Origin of the sequence: Mesorhizobium sp. M2A.F.Ca.ET.039.01.1.1 (assembly GCF_003998035.1) — a bacterium.
Classification (GTDB): Bacteria; Pseudomonadota; Alphaproteobacteria; order Rhizobiales; family Rhizobiaceae; genus Mesorhizobium.
On record NZ_RZRY01000069.1, the window covers coordinates 1 to 15805 of the forward strand.

Annotated in this window: 16 protein-coding genes; 6 read left to right on the forward strand and 10 right to left on the reverse strand. The window is 60.5% G+C overall.

What is annotated here, in order from left to right:
• The first annotated feature begins 200 nt into the window (after positions 1–200).
• From EOA24_RS08355 to EOA24_RS08365, 3 genes are read left to right on the forward strand one after another with little or no spacing between them, the layout of a single operon-like run.
• Positions 201–983 carry an SDR family oxidoreductase gene (locus tag EOA24_RS08355; protein ID WP_127409727.1) on the forward strand — a complete coding sequence of 261 codons (783 nt, stop codon included), beginning with the start codon at positions 201–203 and terminating at the stop codon, positions 981–983.
• Positions 984–1008: 25 nt separating this feature from the next.
• On the forward strand, positions 1009–2076 hold the full coding sequence (locus tag EOA24_RS08360) for an SDR family oxidoreductase (protein WP_127409728.1): 1068 nt from the start codon (positions 1009–1011) through the stop codon (positions 2074–2076).
• Between the two features lie 18 nt (positions 2077–2094).
• Entirely contained in the window at positions 2095–2505 is a 411-nt protein-coding gene (locus EOA24_RS08365; RefSeq protein ID WP_127409729.1) for a hypothetical protein, read from the forward strand.
• Between the two features lie 48 nt (positions 2506–2553).
• Here the strand turns inward: EOA24_RS08365 and EOA24_RS08370 are convergent, their stop codons facing one another.
• Both EOA24_RS08370 and EOA24_RS08375 read right to left on the reverse strand, forming a co-directional pair.
• The gene (locus tag EOA24_RS08370; protein WP_127409730.1) at positions 2554–2877 is read right to left on the reverse strand and encodes a NifU family protein; all 324 of its coding nucleotides are present in this window, start codon (positions 2875–2877) and stop codon (positions 2554–2556) included.
• Positions 2874–3884, reverse strand: a complete 1011-nt coding sequence (locus EOA24_RS08375; protein ID WP_127409731.1) for an amidohydrolase family protein — start codon at positions 3882–3884, stop codon at positions 2874–2876. Before EOA24_RS08375 ends, EOA24_RS08370 begins: the two co-directional genes overlap by 4 nt.
• Before the next feature lie 206 nt (positions 3885–4090).
• Here EOA24_RS08375 and EOA24_RS08380 point away from each other — a divergent pair, with 206 nt between their 5' ends.
• From EOA24_RS08380 to EOA24_RS08390, 3 genes are all read left to right on the forward strand, one after another.
• The gene (locus EOA24_RS08380; protein WP_127409732.1) at positions 4091–4981 is read left to right on the forward strand and encodes a transketolase; all 891 of its coding nucleotides are present in this window, start codon (positions 4091–4093) and stop codon (positions 4979–4981) included.
• Positions 4982–4984: 3 nt separating this feature from the next.
• Positions 4985–5974 carry a transketolase C-terminal domain-containing protein gene (locus tag EOA24_RS08385; protein WP_127409733.1) on the forward strand — a complete coding sequence of 330 codons (990 nt, stop codon included), beginning with the start codon at positions 4985–4987 and terminating at the stop codon, positions 5972–5974.
• Positions 5975–6042: 68 nt separating this feature from the next.
• Positions 6043–7332: an SGNH/GDSL hydrolase family protein gene (locus EOA24_RS08390; RefSeq protein WP_127409734.1), complete on the forward strand. Its 1290-nt coding sequence runs from the start codon at positions 6043–6045 to the stop codon at positions 7330–7332.
• 716 nt (positions 7333–8048) lie between these two features.
• On the opposite strand, the gene EOA24_RS08395 is transcribed toward EOA24_RS08390, so the two are convergent.
• The 8 genes from EOA24_RS08395 to EOA24_RS08430 all read right to left on the reverse strand — a co-directional run.
• Positions 8049–8492 carry a DUF3237 domain-containing protein gene (locus EOA24_RS08395; RefSeq protein WP_127409735.1) on the reverse strand — a complete coding sequence of 148 codons (444 nt, stop codon included), beginning with the start codon at positions 8490–8492 and terminating at the stop codon, positions 8049–8051.
• A complete protein-coding gene (locus EOA24_RS08400) occupies positions 8489–9745 on the reverse strand; it encodes a flavin-dependent oxidoreductase (protein WP_127409736.1) in 1257 nt (418 codons plus the stop codon). Before EOA24_RS08400 ends, EOA24_RS08395 begins: the two co-directional genes overlap by 4 nt.
• Before the next feature lie 108 nt (positions 9746–9853).
• A complete protein-coding gene (locus EOA24_RS08405; protein ID WP_127409737.1) occupies positions 9854–11440 on the reverse strand; it encodes a carboxylesterase family protein in 1587 nt (528 codons plus the stop codon).
• Positions 11441–11443: 3 nt separating this feature from the next.
• Complete coding sequence (locus EOA24_RS08410) at positions 11444–12535, reverse strand: extracellular solute-binding protein (RefSeq protein WP_127409738.1); 1092 nt, start codon at positions 12533–12535, stop codon at positions 11444–11446.
• A gap of 42 nt (positions 12536–12577) precedes the next feature.
• A complete protein-coding gene (locus EOA24_RS08415; RefSeq protein ID WP_127409739.1) occupies positions 12578–13372 on the reverse strand; it encodes an ABC transporter permease in 795 nt (264 codons plus the stop codon).
• On the reverse strand, positions 13369–14268 hold the full coding sequence (locus EOA24_RS08420; protein WP_127409740.1) for an ABC transporter permease subunit: 900 nt from the start codon (positions 14266–14268) through the stop codon (positions 13369–13371). The genes EOA24_RS08415 and EOA24_RS08420 overlap by 4 nt, the downstream gene beginning before the upstream one ends.
• Before the next feature lie 4 nt (positions 14269–14272).
• Entirely contained in the window at positions 14273–15409 is a 1137-nt protein-coding gene (locus tag EOA24_RS08425) for an ABC transporter ATP-binding protein (RefSeq protein ID WP_127409741.1), read from the reverse strand.
• Positions 15409–15805 (reverse strand): amidohydrolase family protein (locus tag EOA24_RS08430; protein ID WP_145992530.1); only part of this gene is annotated, 397 nt, incomplete at its 5' end. The genes EOA24_RS08425 and EOA24_RS08430, both read right to left, overlap by 1 nt.

The following is a 15805-nucleotide window of genomic DNA, read 5'->3' on the forward strand; positions in this document are numbered from 1 at the left end:
GACAAAGACCTCCATCCCCCCGCCGCGATTCATCATGGTCTTTTCCTCCCCAATCCCGCCTTCACTTTTGAAATTAGTTCCAAGTTGTCTTTCCGTATCATTGGTTCATTCAAAAGCGTAGTTGCGGCATCTTTCCAGAAAGGGCGCGATCTCCCGCTGTCGTGAGCCGGCCCTTTGGAGCTAGCCCAATGGAGAGTGCGATGGATTTCAGGGTCAAAGACAAAGTGGCGATCGTGACCGGAGGCAGCTCAGGTATCGGACTCGCAATAGCCAAGACCTTCGCCGGTGAAGGCGCAAAGGTAGTGATCAACGGACGCGATAAGGCAAAGCTGGATTCGGCCTGCGCCGAGATCGGCAATGGAGCTGTCGGCATCGTGGCCGACCTCACGACGCCTCAAGGCGCGGCTGCACTCTATGAATTCGCGTTGTCCGTTGGACCGGTGGAGTTTCTCGTCAACAACATCGGGCGGTTCGACGTGGAGGACTTCTTCGAGATCTCAGACGACCGGTGGCATGAATATTTCGAAGCCAATGTGATGACCGGCGTGCGCATCACCAGGCCCGTGCTCAAAGAAATGCTGAAGCGCGATAGCGGAAGCATCGTTTTCATCTCCAGCGAAGGCGCGATCCGCTCGATCCCGCACATGTCGCATTATTCAATGACCAAGACCGCCCAGCTTGGCCTATCGCGGGCGCTAGCGGAGCTTACCAGGGGCACGAGTGTCAGAGTGAACGCCTATATTCCCGGCCCGACGGCGACAGACTCGGTGAAAGCCTATTTCGAAGGCATTGCCAAGGACCGCGGTGTCGGTTTCGACGATGTAATGAGAGGCTTCTTCAAGGACGATCAGCCAGGGTCGCTGATCCAGCGCCTGATCGACCCGGCCCTGCACGGACGGGCAGTGCTCCAGCTTGCCACCAATTGGGCCATGAACGGCACCGCGCAGCGCTGCGACGGCGGTGCGGTGCATTCCATCCTCTGAATTTCAGCCTATCCAGGAGAGAACCATGTATCAGAAACGCGCGCTTGTTGTCGGCGCGACCGGCATCGTCGGTCTGAATGTCGCCGAGCATCTGCGGGACCTTGGCGGCTGGGAAATTCACGGTGCATCACGGCGCCCGCCGGCCGGCGCTTCCTATATGATCTCCCACACGCTGGATCTTCTCGATCGAGAGCGCGCGCTTGAGGCACTCGCCGAGTTGGCCCCTACCCACGTCTATTACTGCACCTGGACGCTCGGCAAGGACGAAGACGCCAACATCCGGCTGAACAGCGGTATGCTGAAGACGGTGCTTGACGCTTTTGCGGACAAGGGATGCGTCGAGCATGTCTCTGTCGTTACAGGCACCAAGCACTATCTCGGACCGTTCGAAGACTATGCCAAGAACTCGCCCGTCACGCCGTTCCGGGAGGACGCGCCGAGGCTGGAGAAGATGAACTTCTATTATGCGCTCGAAGATGTGGTCATGGATTATGCCTCCCGCTTCGGATTCGGCTGGTCGGTGCACCGCTCGCACACGATCATCGGCTACGCCGTTGGCAATCTGATGAACATTGGCGCGACACTCGGAACCTATGCTTCCATCTGCAGGGACACCGGCCGCCCGTTCGTCTTCCCGGGTCATCCGTCGGCCTGGAATGGCCTCAACGACATCACCGACGCTCGCCTTCTCGCCAAACAAATTGTCTGGGCTTCGCTCGAGCCGAATGCGCGCAACGAGGCTTTCAATGCCGCGAACGGCGACGTCTTCCGCTGGAAGAGGCTGTGGGGCGAAATCGCGGACTATTTCGCAATCGAGGTCGGCGATTACCCCGGGGAATTCAACTCCCTCGATAAACGCATGAAGGATATGGGGCCGGACTGGGATCGTCTCGTCGATAACCACTCTTTGCAGCCCAACAAGCTCGAGCGCCTGGCCTCGCCCTGGCACACAGATCTTGATCTTGGCCGCCCAATGGAATGCGTCAATTCGATGAACAAGAGCCGGGCGCTTGGCTTCTGCGTCTCACAGGATACCACGCAGTCGTTCATTGCGGTGTTTGACCGAATGCGCGCTGAAAGGATTATTCCATAACCTATCAGGGAGGCCGTCGTGACCAAGCTCAATAGTGACGCCGAGATCTGCCCCGGCGCCGATTGGCCCAGCGACATTCGCGCTGAACTGGTTCGCGATCGAGCAAACGGCAAAGTAGGTCAGAAGCTCTTTTCGGAAACGGACCAAGTGCGGGTGTGGGGACTAACCCTCGCACCGGGCGAGCGACTCGGATTTCATCGGCATGTGCTGAACTATTTCTGGGTGGCGGTAACCGCGGGAAGATCCCTTTCGCGCTATGCCACGGGTGAGAGTTCCGAATTTTCCTACGAACCGGGGATGACACGCCATTTCAGCTTCGAGAAAGGCGAGTTCATCCTGCATGATTTGACCAACATCGGTGACACCGAGCTGGTATTCACCACGGTAGAGTTCAAGAACTCGGTCAACCAGCCTTTGCTGATCCGATGACGGCAACCTGAGCGGGCGAGCCTCTTGGCTTCGCCCGCCTACCGCCGTCTACTTTTCCGGGAATGGATGCGCCCCAAGCAGCGTGGCCATGCGGAGCAAAGCGCGCGGCCCCGCATGAACATTTGCGCTGCGGACCTCGGTAACGCCTTCGACCTGCATAAGCGCGGTGCGAACCGGACCGACGAAGGTCATCGCTATATTTGGACAGGCCCGGCAGGCGCCGGAGAATTCCACTTCAACGACTCCCTCGGCAGAGATGTCGACGATATCGGCGTCGCCGCCATGGCCAAGAATAAGTGGGCGCACACTGTTCAACGCGGTCTTGACGGCGCCAGCGTCGACTGCGACCGCGTTCGTGAAAACCGAGGTCATGCGGCGACGCCCAGTTCGACCTTCTTCGCCGCGACGTCGATGCCGAGGCCGTTCGCAAAATTCAGCCCGAAGATCTTCTCTTTAATGCTGCGCGTAAGTTCCGGATAGCCGTAGTGATCCTGCAATTCCTCCGGCATCTCCATATTGGCCCAGGCGTCGATATAAGTCTGGATGTGCGGCCAGATGAACGCTTCGGAGCCGTAGCAGATACGATCCTCGCCGACATAGAGCAGGCACTCGCCCAGCCGGTGCAGCATCTTGCGAGGCTGCAAGAAATACTGGTTGAACCACAAGGGCAGCACCAGGTAGACGTTCTCGAACCGGCTAGCGATCGAAATGGTCTCGCCCACATAGGGGTCGCCAAGGTGATGGATGCCGAAATTGAGCTCGGGAAAGTCGGCGGCCGCATACTGGATGTCATTAGGCTGGAACGCTTCGACCGGACCGAGCTCGAGCGGAAAACCTTTGTGGAACTGCACCATCTTCAGGCCCAGTTCGATCGCCTTCTCCCAGAGCGGGTAGGCAATGTCGCGGTCGTCGGCGCGCCATGAGCAGCCGCGCTGTTGGTATTGATAGAATTTCATCGAGACAGCGCCCCACTCCTTGACCTGACGTTCCATCTCGCGAAGCGCGAAGTCGAGACCGTGATAGGCCGGATCGACCCCACCCGTGAGCAGGATCCTTTTCGGATCGCGCTTGCAAAGCTCATAAGACAGCTCGACGGGACCAAGGCCAGCCTTCCAGTGCGAGAACAGCGGGACCGAGCAGGCCATTGCGAGGTCAGTGTCGGATTTCTCAAACAAGGTCGAATGCGCCCAATCGACATCGGGAGGCGTATGGAAACCGGTGTTGGCAGGCGGCCCCTTGCGCGCGGTCAGGTCGATGAAGCCGGTCAGCTGATTGCGCAATATGCCGACCCGGCCACTGCTGTCCCCCTGCTTGATTTGCCTATCGGTAAAGTCCTGAACGTGTATTGCGGCGTCGAAGACGAACATACCGTCCTTCATCGTTTCCTCCTTCGGTTATGACCTCAGGTGAATCGATATCACGCCGAATGGCCTTCCATTTGTGAAATGGAGGCAAAACTCAATTCGCGAAGCATTGGGTTGTTGGGGCGTCGCCGAGGGACCTACTGTTCAATCCGCAAGCGTGCTTTTCGCTTGCGTGCCGGTCGTCAACTGGCCGGCACCGGTTCTGTCCCGCGGGAGAGATCATGTCAGATCTTGCAACAGCTCGGAGTCGCGCCGCGTCTGGCTCCGCCATTGCGTTGAGCGCGCAACAGACAGGCCTGCTCAAGGAGAAGGCGCAGTTTGTGCGCCTCGAGACGGTGCGTCTGATCGAGATCGCCAAGGTTGGTCACTACACCTCCGCCTTCTCTGCGGCCGAGATCTTTTCCGTCCTCTACTACGATGTGATGGCACTAAAAAGAAACGAGCCTGCATGGGAGGATCGCGACCGGTTCATGATGGGGAAGGGCCATGCAGCGGTTGGCCTCTATCCCATTCTCGCCGACCTCGGTTTCTTCCCGACGGACCTGCTTGACGGCTACACCCGACTTGGCAATCCGCTCGGAGATCATCCCGACATGCGCAAGGTGCCAGGGATCGACTTCAGTTCGGGATCCATAGGCCATGCCCTGTCCGCCGGTTGCGGCATGGCGCTTGCCGGCCGCATGCAGGGGCGAGACTTCCATACGTTTGTGATGGTGGGCGACGGCGAATTGCAGGAAGGACAGGTATGGGAAGCCGCGTTGTTTGGGGTTCATCAACGCCTCAATCGCCTCATCTGCATAATCGACCGCAACGGGTATCAACTCGATGGCTCGGTCGATGACGTTATTGGTGTCGAACCCATTCTGGACAAATGGCGGGCCTTCGGCTGGGAAGGGCACGTAGTCGACGGCCACGATGTGGCAGCGCTGGCGACACTCCTGCGGCGACTGAAGGCCGATACTTCACGCCAAGTGCCTGCCGTGGTGCTTGCTCAAACCGTCAAAGGCAAAGGCGTCTCCTACATGGAGACGGAACCCGGATGGCATCTTGGCTATCTCGATCCGTCGGACGCCAAGCGCGCCGTCGCGGAAATCAAGGCAATGGAGATCTAGCCGATGTCGCGCCCGCTCTCCAAAAAGTCCTGGCACTATCGCCAGCTCAACGCCCAGACGCCAGGCCTGTCAGCGCTCTCCGACGCGCTGGTCGATCTCGTGGCCGCCGGCGAACCGATCGTCGCCGGGACAGCCGATCTGCAATATTCAAACGGGCTGGCGAAGTTCGCTCAAATCCATCCCGATCGCTTCGTGCAGTTCGGCATCTCCGAGCAGAACATGGTATCGGCGGCCGCCGGAATGGCGGCTGTTGGCATGAAACCTTATGTGGCGACCTTCGCCTCGTTTCTGGCGCTGCTGTGCTGCGAACAGATCCGCATGGACATTGCCTATTCGGCGCTGCCGGTTCGTCTGATCGGTCATCACGCCGGCATCTCGCTCGGCTTCTACGGTACCTCCCATCATGCGACCGAAGACCTCGCGATCACCCGAGCCATCGCCAACCTGACGGTGGTTGCTCCCGCCGACGGGGCCCAGCTCAAGGCCGCCATCAAGGCGTCGGCGGATTATCCGCACCCAATCTATTTTCGCATCCAGCGCGGGCGCGATCCCGTCATCTACCAAGACGACGTGGACTTCACCTTCGGCAAGGCAATCGTGCACGCGCGGGGGTCGCATCTGACGATGATTGCGACCGGCTCCACCGTTCATCCCACACTCGAGGCCGCAAAGGCGCTTACCGCGGCCGGCTACTCAGTTGGCGTCATCGATATGGCGACAATCAAGCCGCTCGATCACAAGGCGGTTCTGTGCGCAGCCGTCGAAAGCCCCGCCATTCTCACCGTCGAGGAACACAATGTCCTGGGCGGACTGGGCTCAGCGGTGGCTGAAGTAGTCGCGGGACTGGGAATGCCGGTCCGCGTGCGTCGGCACGGCATCCATGACGAATACAGCCTGATTGCGCCTCCGACGCATCTCTACGCCCACTACAGGCTTGATGCGGCTGGCGTCGAGTATGTCGCGCGCGAATTCCTGGAAAGCAGGGCGGGCTGAAGAGCCCGACGTCGCGTGGATGCCCGCGAACGATTGAAGCGCAATTTCCAAGAAAAGAGGAGTTGAACATGCCGTTCAAGCTAAACCTGCGAGCAGCCGTCGGCGGAATGGCGAGGAATGCTGCCGCAGGCACCTTGGCAATGGCTGTGGTGGCCTCCGCCGCGACCGGTGGTGCGTGCGCCAAGGACCAAACGTGGATCGCCACTTGGGCCGCAAGCCCGCACCCCAGCTGGCAAGGCGATTTTCCGCTGCCTACTTTTTTACCCTTCAACCTTTGGCACCAGACTGTCCGTCAAAAAGTGCGGGTAAGTCTTGGAGGGGACCGGCTGCGCATCGTCCTGTCGAACGAATACGGAAAGGCCCCGCTCGCGATCGAGTCGGTTCATGTTGCCTTGCCAGGGGCAGACGGTGCCTCCATCGACCCGGCGACCGATCACGTGGTCACGTTCAGCGGCGCCCAGAAACTCAGCATTCCTAGCGGGGCGCCTGCCGTGAGTGACCCGATCGATCTGAAGCTTGCTGCGCGTGGTGACCTTGTCGTGACATTCCTCGTTGTCGAGCCAATGCCAATCGATACCTTCCACTGGGATGCGGAGGCGACCAGCTATATCGGCGCCGGCGATCAAGTGGCCAACCCGACGATCAGCCAGTCGACAAAGACGATGACGAGGATCTTCCTTAGCGACGTTCTGGTCGAGACTGCGCCAGGCGCGAAAGCGGTCGTCGCATTTGGCGACTCAATCACCGACGGCGCATCGTCCGGTGTCGACCAGAACGCCCGGTGGCCGGATTTCCTTGCAGAGAATCTTGCGCCGCATGGGGTCGCCGTTTTGAACGCTGGCATTGCAGGAGCTCGCCTACTCAATACCCGAATGGGCGAGAATGCCATGGCTCGCTTCTCACGCGACGTGCTGAGCGTGCCCAATATCAAGACTGTTGTGGTTCTGATCGGCATCAACGATATTTCGTGGCCGGGCCAGGCCTTCGGTCCAAACGATCCCTTCCTAACCAAGGAGCAATTGGTCGCGGGCTATCGGCAGTTGATTGCGATTGCCCACGCCCACAACATTCGTATTGTCGCGGGAACGCTGACGCCCTTCGAAGCAGCGCTGCAGGGCAGCCCGCTTGAAGGCTATTACAGCAAGAAGCGAGACGAGCTGCGTCAGGAGATCAACGCCTGGATCAGGACATGTGGCGAGTTCGATGCCGTGGTCGATCTCGACAAGCTGGTCGCGGACCCGGGCAACCCGCTTGCCATCAAGAGCGACTTGCAGGCCGACTATCTGCACCTGTCGCCGAAAGGGAACAAGATGGTGGCAGACGTCCTGACGCCGACGGTTCTCTTCGGCAATCAGTAATGCGCAAAGCGCCCGGAGGGAGGTCGTTATGACTGGCCGCCGAAGGCTCGCCGGCCAATGATCGGTCATAATCCTCAAAGAGCTGACGTGACCATCGCAAGCGGATCGACTGGGTAGGGAGTTGGGCGGCGAGCCGGCAACCGACATGGGGTAGCGATTTTCCCTTGCGATGGGGTTAGCCGCCCGCAGAGCACTGAGCCCGGTCGGCTTCATGCCGCATCCTCGAAGTCAAGCCTCAGAGAGCGGAAGACCTCGCCATCAGCCCCCGCCAATGTTACGCGCTCACAAGTCTCAGAATGGTGTCGATATTGAACTCGTAGCGCTGCCATTCCGCAGAAGACAAATGGGATGGGCGAGTTGCTGGATCGTCTTCTTGAATCGACTTCGGCGAACTGCCTCGTAACCCATTGACAAATAAAGATTATGTTAGTCGCCGAGGGTCGTCGTTTTCTACAGAAAAACAATACGTTAGTGGCTGGTTCGCCAACCCGTTTGCCTCGTATTCTCTCGTATGGTCTGGCGAACCTAAAGACCGGCAGAAGAACTAGTTTTCAATGCAAGTGGCGTCTCTGTCTTATCCCCGCAAGGAGCAATGACATCATCGACAACCTTCGGGCTTTGCATTTGGACCAGATTACTAAGCTGTGCCTAGAATGAGGATCAAGCCGTGCGATCGCCGCTAACAAACTCCTGGGTGATAGTGCCGTCGGCTCTCGTCAGGCAAGCTCGGTAAGTCGCAATATCACGCAATCGTGCTGACGTTCTCCGGTGGCGAGAAACAGCCGCAGATTCAGATCGTCATGGGCCGGGGCTGCGGTTTCGAAGCGGATCACGGTGCGAAAATAGACTTGGGTCCGATCCACCTTTTCACCCCGTAGGAGCGCGGCCATTACTTCGGGCGGGCCGTGACGCAGGCCTTGGCTATCCACCCGGATCAAGGCGCCGTCCTGGGCCTCAATCACGTAGCGGGCGTGGATGCGGGTCCGCCCATCGGCGCGGATGCGCTGTTCATCCGTCCCGCCTGGCAGAATGCGACCCGAAATGCCGGAGCCGAGGGCCGTGCCACCAAGGATTGGCACGATCCGCGCCTCCCCAAAGCCATCGTCGCCCAATTTCAACGGAACTCCGACCTGCACGCGGAACTCGGAAAATGGGGTCATGCTGCTCGCCCTTTCAAGGGACCAAGAATTGGCGGCTCTGCGTTTAGAATATCGATCGAGAAGCCCGACAGCCGCTTGTAGTGCTCAGCATGGGCGGCCAGATCGGTGCGGGGAATGACGGTTTCGATATCGTCAAACACTCCGCCACAGCGGTCCTCGACCATTTGCATCACCGCGTCCGGCCCCTTGCCGCGATTGGCGCGCAAGACGCCTTCGGCGCGTGGGCGCATTTCGGCCTCATAGGCCAATAGCGCCGGCCGCGTGGGGCCAAAGTCTCGGATCGCTCGGCCCAGTTTGCGGGCATCAATGATCGCCAGTGTCGCCCCATTTGACCCCACCGGATAGGTCGCATGAGCCGCATCGCCCATCAGGGTGACACAGCCGGTCGTCCACGACGGCAAGGGGTCGCGGTCCACCATTGGGTATTCATAAACCGCGCCCGAGATGCGGATCAGGCCAGGGCAATCGACCCAGCCAAAATCCCAATCTTCAAAAGCGGGCAGGAAATCCGCCTTGTTGGCAGAACGGTTCCAGTCGCCCTTGCGGAGGGCGCGCACCGGGTCGACTTTCAGCTCGGCGATCCAGTTGATCAGGGCAAGGCCTGTGTTCGGGTCTTCCGTCGTCAACGGATAAGCCACGAAGCGCTGGCTGTCATGCCCGGCTAGAAACATCGCATTGCCACCCAGGAAATGCGGCGCCTCGCTGGTGCCGCGCCACATGATGGCGCCGTTCCAGATTGGTTCGCCTTCATGTGGCACCATCTGGCAGCGAATGGCGGAGTGGATGCCATCGCCCGCAATCGCAAGTTCGCCTTCCACGCGCCGACCATCAGTCAAGAGAAGTGCTGCGCCATGATCCGAGGTTTCAAACCCCGCTACCGCCGCACCCGTTTCCACACAATCACCCGCACGGGCACGCAATTCTTCCAGCAGTAGCATCTGGAACTTCCCACGATGCAACGACAGTTGCGGCCAATTGTAGCCCGCCACCCGCCCACGCGGTTCGACCCAAATCTCGCGCCCCGATTTGGTGTAGAAACCGTATTGACGCGTACGTATACCGATCTGGTCCAGTTGTACCTCAAGCCCCAGATCGAATAACTCGCGCACGGCGTTAGGTTGCAGGTTGATCCCGACACCCAGTGGCTTGGGTTCGGCCACCCGCTCAAAGATGCGGAAAGGCTGGCCCAATTGGTGCAGTGTCAGTCCCATCACCAGTCCGGCAATGCCGCCGCCTGCGATTAGAATGCTCATGCGGTGCCTCCCGGCATCATCGGCCAGTGAAACTTGCCATCCGGCGCCGTAAACTCGGCCCGAAGCGGATGGAACCGTCGAGTTTGGCCAGCGGCGCGTGATACATGGTCATCCCTTCGCGGCATTCCGTCCGGTAAACCGGGCCAGAAGGGTTTTGTCCCAGAAGGCTCTGCGCACACCGAGCGGGTGAGACGCGAGGTGGCTTTTCGGTCCAAAGATCCTCGTCTGCCCGCCGGTGTGGTTGTATTCCGGCCAAGGCAGGGTGCCTTCGCGGACAAAGGAAATCAGCGCACCGGCCATCTCGCTGCAAAGCCTGGAGCGAATCTCCGCGTTTTGCGGTGTGGTCGGGCCGATCAACTCCGCCGCGGCGGCGCTGTCAGGCCTTGCGAAGAAGAATGGCAGGTCAGCCGCATGCATGGCGCGCAAGGTGGCGTTGACCTCGTAGTCCAGGCGATACATCCACACTTTCGATCCGCGGGCGGCGGCCGCTTCGGCGAACCAGGTGGTCGGCAGGGTAAAACCCACATCGGAGACGAGGTGCATGCCCTGAACTCCGGCAGTCTCGTGTGGGAAGAATCCGGCGTATGCGGCCACGGCCTCGGCTTGGGTTATGGCCGAAAGAAAGCCAAACCGCGCCGCCGTCCAGGCTGGATCGGCCTTGTCCAGGTCGGGAAGCGCCATCAGCCACACACCGGCCTCGTAATTGGTGTAGCCGATCATCAGGTCGATGCCGTCCATCGCCCCCTCTGCCACCGCCTGCATGGGCGGCACGGACCACAGATCACCGTCGAGGCCGGGATAAAACTGCCCGTCCAGGCCGAACAGTTCGTCCTCATAGTCAATGCTGGCTGCCCGTCGCACCAGATCCACTGCCGGAGCGTTCAGCAGAGTGTCCGCGTCGGCCACCCCGGCGCGACTCATCACGTCAACACCGATCTCGCGCACTGTTTCGGGTGAGTGCCGCCAGCGCGGCCCGTCACCGCCAATCCCGGCAGGGCCAGTCACACAGCTCATGATCACGGCGCGGCGAACCAGACCCTTCAGCCGGCCCGAGCAGAGCAGCCAGCTCACGTCCATCCCGCCCGCGGACTCTCCGGCCACGGTGATGTTGCTACCATCGCCGCCAAACGACCCGATGTTGGCCTTGATCCAATCGAGCGCCAGAAGCTGATCCTTCAGCCCGTTTACCTGCGCGTTGCGATAGCCCGGCCCCAGAACCGGCTCGACATCCATGAAGCCGAGAACGCCAAGTCGGTAGTTCAGCGAGACCACAATGATATCGCCCCGCTGCGCCAGCACATCGCCGTGGTACAGGGGCAGCCGGCTAGCTCCTTCATGGTTGGAACCGCCATGGATCCAGACATAGACGGGGCGCTTTTTGCCGTCCTTGGCAGGAGCCCAGATGTTCAAAGTGAGGCAATCCTCCTCGCCCACCACATCCAACGGGCCTTCGGGCAGGCTGTTGTAGAAATCGTCCGGCGGCCCCATGTCCCCCTTGAAGCGCTGGAGCGGGGCCGCGCCGAAACGGTCTGCCTCGCGAACGCCCGACCAAGATGCCACCGGCTTCGGCGGGCGAAATCGCAGCGCACCCACTGGCGGTGCGGCATAGGGAATGCCGAGCCAAGCCAGACATCCATCCTGCAATCGGGTGCCGCGAACGGCACCCGATTCTGTTTGCACCACAAGGTCGGACATCGTTCATTCCCCTGACTGGAACTTCGTCCAGGCGCGGTTGCGCTGGCGGGTCAGCGTGTCCTTGACCGTGCCGGAGACAAAAAGCTTGGCCATAACCGCGCCTTCGGGGAAGATGGTCTTGTCTTCCGCCAATTCCTTGGGCAGCAGGGCCCGCGAGCCCGGGACCCCGTTGCCGTAACCCGACACCTCCGTCATGTGAGCCCCCACTTGCGGGGTCAGGAGAAAATCCATGAAGGCATGTCCGGCTTTCGGGTTGGGCGCGCCCTTCGGGATGGCCAGCGACGTAATCCAGGCCAGCGTGCCCTCTTTCGGCAGGATATATTGAATGTCCTGCCCGTTAGCGGCTGCCTTCGCGGCGTTTTTGGCTTGGATCACTTCGCCGGAATAGCCGATGGCGATACAGACATCACCCGCAGCCATTTCAGTGGGCAATTTGCCCTTGCTTAGCTGCACATAGGGTCTGATCGACTGCAAAAGCGCCATCGCCTTGTCCAGATCAGCAGGGTCCTTGCTTTGCGGATCGAGCCCCAGATAGTTCAAAACAATCGGAACCACTTCGGTTGCGGAATCGGCGATCGACACTCCGCAATCGGCCAGTTTCGCGACATTCTCGGGCTTGAAGATCAGATCATAGCTGTCAATCGGCGCATCGGGCAGGCGTTCGTGGACCTTGCCCACATTGAGGCCCATCCCCAGCGTGCCCCATCCACCCACAGCGGCATAGCCGAGCGTCGGATCGCTGCGTTTCAAAAGCGCCATCAGTTCGGGGATTTGTGCGGCGTAACGCGGCACCCAATCCTTGTTCAGCGGTTCCAGCGCCCCTGCCGCAATCTCGCGCGCCAGAAATGGCGTGGCCGAAGGCACAACAAAGTCGTAGCCGCTGTCGCCCGACAGAAGCTTCGTCTCCAGCGACTCGTCGGAATCGTAGCTGTCATAGACCACTTTGATCCCGGTCTTGGCGGTGAAGCCATCGGTGATCCAGCTGTCAAACAGCCCATCCCAGGCATAGAGCCGCAATACCTCTTCGGCCCTTGCCGAGGTAGTCAGCGCCGCCAGGACCAATAACCCTGTCAGTCCAATCGCTTTTTTCATCATCGTTTCCCTCTGTTGCGTTAAGGGGCTTTTGCCCCGCTCTTTTTAGTCAGTCGTCTTGCGCCTCGCCCGCCGTTCCACCAGCGCGGCGGCAATAACGCCGGTAGCGACGATGCCGATGACGATTGTGGAGAGTGCGTTGATCTCGGGCGAAACCCCGGTGCGCACCATGGAAAACAGCCGCACTGGCAGCGTGGTGCTCTCTGGCCCGGATGTGAACGAAGCCACCACCAGATTGTCGAGCGAGAGCGAGAAGGCCAAAAACCAGCCCGACACCACCGCTGGTGCGATCAGGGGCAGGGTAACCAGCCAGAAGGCGGTGAACTGGGTGCAGCCAAGGTCCTGCGCGGCCTCGTCCATCGATCGGTCGTGGCTGGCCAGCCGCGCGGCGACAATGACCGTGACGAAACTTATTTGCACGGTGGATTGCGCCAGGATGATCGTCCACATCCCTCGGTCTAGCCCCACAGCAATGAAGAGCAGAAGCGTGGAAAGGCCGATGATCACTTCGGGCATGACCAGAGGCGCAAAGACCAGCATGGCGAACACCGTCCGCCCTGGGAACCGCCCGGCCCGCACCAGCACGAAGGCCGTCATCGTGCCCAGGGCCGTCGCCAGCATGGCCGAGACCAGCGCCACTTTCAGCGAGATCAGCGCCGCATCCAGAAATTTCGCGTTGTGAAACAGGGATCCATACCACTTGGTCGAAAACCCCGCCCAGACTGTGACCAGCTTGGAGGCGTTGAAGCTGTAGATCACCAGGACAAGCATCGGCAGATAGAGGAACGCGAGACCAAAGCTGACCGAGGTGACGTTGAACCAGGACATCCCGCGTCTCATGGCTGCTCCTTGGCTTGCAGGTGATCCTGCACCTTGTGGAACAGCGCGATGGGCACGATTAAAAGGGCCAGCAGGATCACCGCCACCGCCGAGGCCACGGGCCAATCCTGATTGGTGAAGAACTCGTCAAACAGCACGCGGCCGATCATCAGCGTTGATGAGCCGCCCAAAAGCGAGGGGATGACATATTCGCCTATCGCCGGAATGAAGACGAGGAGGCACCCTGCCATCACCCCCCACCGCGACATCGGCAATGTCACCAGCCAAAAGGCTTTCAAGCGCGAACAGCCCAGATCCTGTGCCGCCTCGATCAGCGATCCGTCCAGCCGCTCCAGCGTCGCGTAAAGCGGCAGCACCATCAGCGGCAGATAGGCATAGGTGATGCCCAGATAGACCGCGAAAGGCGTCTTCAGCATCACGATGGGCGCATGGGTCAGCCCCAGTCCCATCAGCAATTGATTCAGGATGCCCTCGTTCGACAGGATACCGATCCAGGCGTAGATCCGGATCAGGAATGAGGTCCAGAAGGGCAGGATCACCGCCATCAGCAGGACTTTCCTCCACGGATCGGACGCGCGGGTGATGCCATAGGCGATGGGATAGCCCACGAGAAGCGTCAGCACTGTGGCCCGGAACGCGATTCCAAGGCTGGAGACGTAGGCTTTCCAATAGAGGCCGTCGCTGGTCAGAAAGCGGTAATTGTCGAAGCTGAGTTGCGACAGGAAGTCCTTCAGCCCCGCCCAACCGCCTCCCGGCCTTAGCACAGGCAGATAGGGCGGAATGGCTGTGGTGGCCTGGGACAGCGAGATGCGGAAGGCCATCAGCAGCGGCACCGCAAAAAGCAGCACCAGCCACAGGAAGGGCACGGCAATCAGAAGCGTGCGGCGGGTGATCATCGCTTCACCGCGTCAGCACAAGGCCGGCAGTATCGGCCCAGCTCAGCCAAACCTCGTCGTCCCTGGTGAAATCGCGGCGCGACAGACGATGGGCGTTTGTGGTCTGGGTCTTGATGGTCACGCCCTGGGCGACCTCAACATGATAGATCGAGATGCTACCGACGTAGGCGATGTCGACAACACGCCCTTTCAAGCAATTGGATTGCCCTTCGGACGGGGTGGCCGAGACGTCGATCTTCTCGGGCCGGATCGCATAAGAGATCCGTTGGCCTTGGGACAGACCCGCTTCGCACGCGGCGCGCAAATGGCAGCTGCCTTCGGCCCATTGCAAAGCACAGAATCCTGGCTCAAGCGCCGCTACGGTCGAGGGAAGGACATTAACTTCTCCAATGAAATCCGCAACATAGACGGAGTTCGGTGCCTCATAGATCCCCGCAGGCGTGGACACCTGCACCAGCTTGCCGTGATCCATCACCGCAATCCGGCTGGCCACGGTCATTGCCTCTTCCTGATCGTGGGTGACGATGACAAAGGTCGTGCCGGTTTTCTCCTGAATATCCATCAGCTCGAACTGCGTCTCATGGCGCAGCTTTTTGTCCAGCGCGGCCAGCGGTTCATCCAGCAACAGTAGTTTCGGCGCGCGGGCCAAGGCGCGGGCGAGCGCCACCCGCTGCTTCTGCCCACCCGAGATTTGATCGGGCTTCCTTCGCGCGAATTTCTCCAGCCGCGCCAGCCGCAGCATCTCTTCCACCCGCGCCGCGAGCCGGTCTTTCGCCCAACCGTCCCGCCGCAGGCCGAAGGCAATGTTGTCCCAGACCGACAGATGCGGGAACAGCGCATAGCTTTGGAACATCATGTTGACCGGTCGCAGGTGCGGCGGGACATGGCCGATATCGGCCCCGTCAAGGTGGATTGACCCGGCGCTCGGCGTCTCAAACCCCGCCAGCATCCGCATCATCGTGGTCTTGCCACAGCCCGAAGGGCCAAGAAGCGCGAAGAACTCCCGAGGGTAGATCGACAGGTTCAGATCCTCGATCGCGGTGAAGGTGCCGAAGCGCTTGGTAACGCTGTCAAAGCGGATCAGAGGGCGCGCTGTTGGATCATCCCATGGTGCAAAGGAGGAGTTCTCGACCTGTGCCATCACGCCTCCTCCGTCTGTCGCACGGAACTTGCCACTCCGTCCGAGTCATGGGTGATCTGTCCGTCGCAGATGGTCAGACGGGCGCAAACGGCGGGCAGGCCTGCGGGCACAGCGCCAGCAAGATCTCGGTCCAGCAGCGTCAGATCGGCCAAAGCTCCAGGGGCCAGCACACCGCGATGTGCGTCGTCGAACGCTACCCAGCTTGCCGCGCGGGTGATCCCGTCCAACGCCACCGCTAAGCCAATCCGATGATCCGGCCCGCCGCTGGGCCAAGCCTCGCGCGTCAACGCCGCATGCAGCGTGGCCATCGGATCCAACGGCGCTATCGGCCAGTCCGAGGACAAAACCACCGCCGCCCCCGCCCGCCCGCAAATCCGCGGCCGCGAAGGCATAGCG

Coding starts and splice junctions, on each gene's coding strand:
- EOA24_RS08375 (WP_127409731.1), bottom strand. CDS start 3,884: ATGAAGGACGGTATGTTCGTCTTCGACGCCGCAATACACGTTCAGGAC.
- EOA24_RS08420 (WP_127409740.1), bottom strand. CDS start 14,268: ATGATCACCCGCCGCACGCTTCTGATTGCCGTGCCCTTCCTGTGGCTG.
- EOA24_RS08405 (WP_127409737.1), bottom strand. CDS start 11,440: ATGTCCGACCTTGTGGTGCAAACAGAATCGGGTGCCGTTCGCGGCACC.
- EOA24_RS08415 (WP_127409739.1), bottom strand. CDS start 13,372: ATGAGACGCGGGATGTCCTGGTTCAACGTCACCTCGGTCAGCTTTGGT.
- EOA24_RS08355 (WP_127409727.1), top strand. CDS start 201: ATGGATTTCAGGGTCAAAGACAAAGTGGCGATCGTGACCGGAGGCAGC.
- EOA24_RS08370 (WP_127409730.1), bottom strand. CDS start 2,877: ATGACCTCGGTTTTCACGAACGCGGTCGCAGTCGACGCTGGCGCCGTC.
- EOA24_RS08380 (WP_127409732.1), top strand. CDS start 4,091: ATGTCAGATCTTGCAACAGCTCGGAGTCGCGCCGCGTCTGGCTCCGCC.
- EOA24_RS08390 (WP_127409734.1), top strand. CDS start 6,043: ATGCCGTTCAAGCTAAACCTGCGAGCAGCCGTCGGCGGAATGGCGAGG.
- EOA24_RS08360 (WP_127409728.1), top strand. CDS start 1,009: ATGTATCAGAAACGCGCGCTTGTTGTCGGCGCGACCGGCATCGTCGGT.
- EOA24_RS08395 (WP_127409735.1), bottom strand. CDS start 8,492: ATGACCCCATTTTCCGAGTTCCGCGTGCAGGTCGGAGTTCCGTTGAAA.
- EOA24_RS08385 (WP_127409733.1), top strand. CDS start 4,985: ATGTCGCGCCCGCTCTCCAAAAAGTCCTGGCACTATCGCCAGCTCAAC.
- EOA24_RS08425 (WP_127409741.1), bottom strand. CDS start 15,409: ATGGCACAGGTCGAGAACTCCTCCTTTGCACCATGGGATGATCCAACA.
- EOA24_RS08410 (WP_127409738.1), bottom strand. CDS start 12,535: ATGATGAAAAAAGCGATTGGACTGACAGGGTTATTGGTCCTGGCGGCG.
- EOA24_RS08400 (WP_127409736.1), bottom strand. CDS start 9,745: ATGAGCATTCTAATCGCAGGCGGCGGCATTGCCGGACTGGTGATGGGA.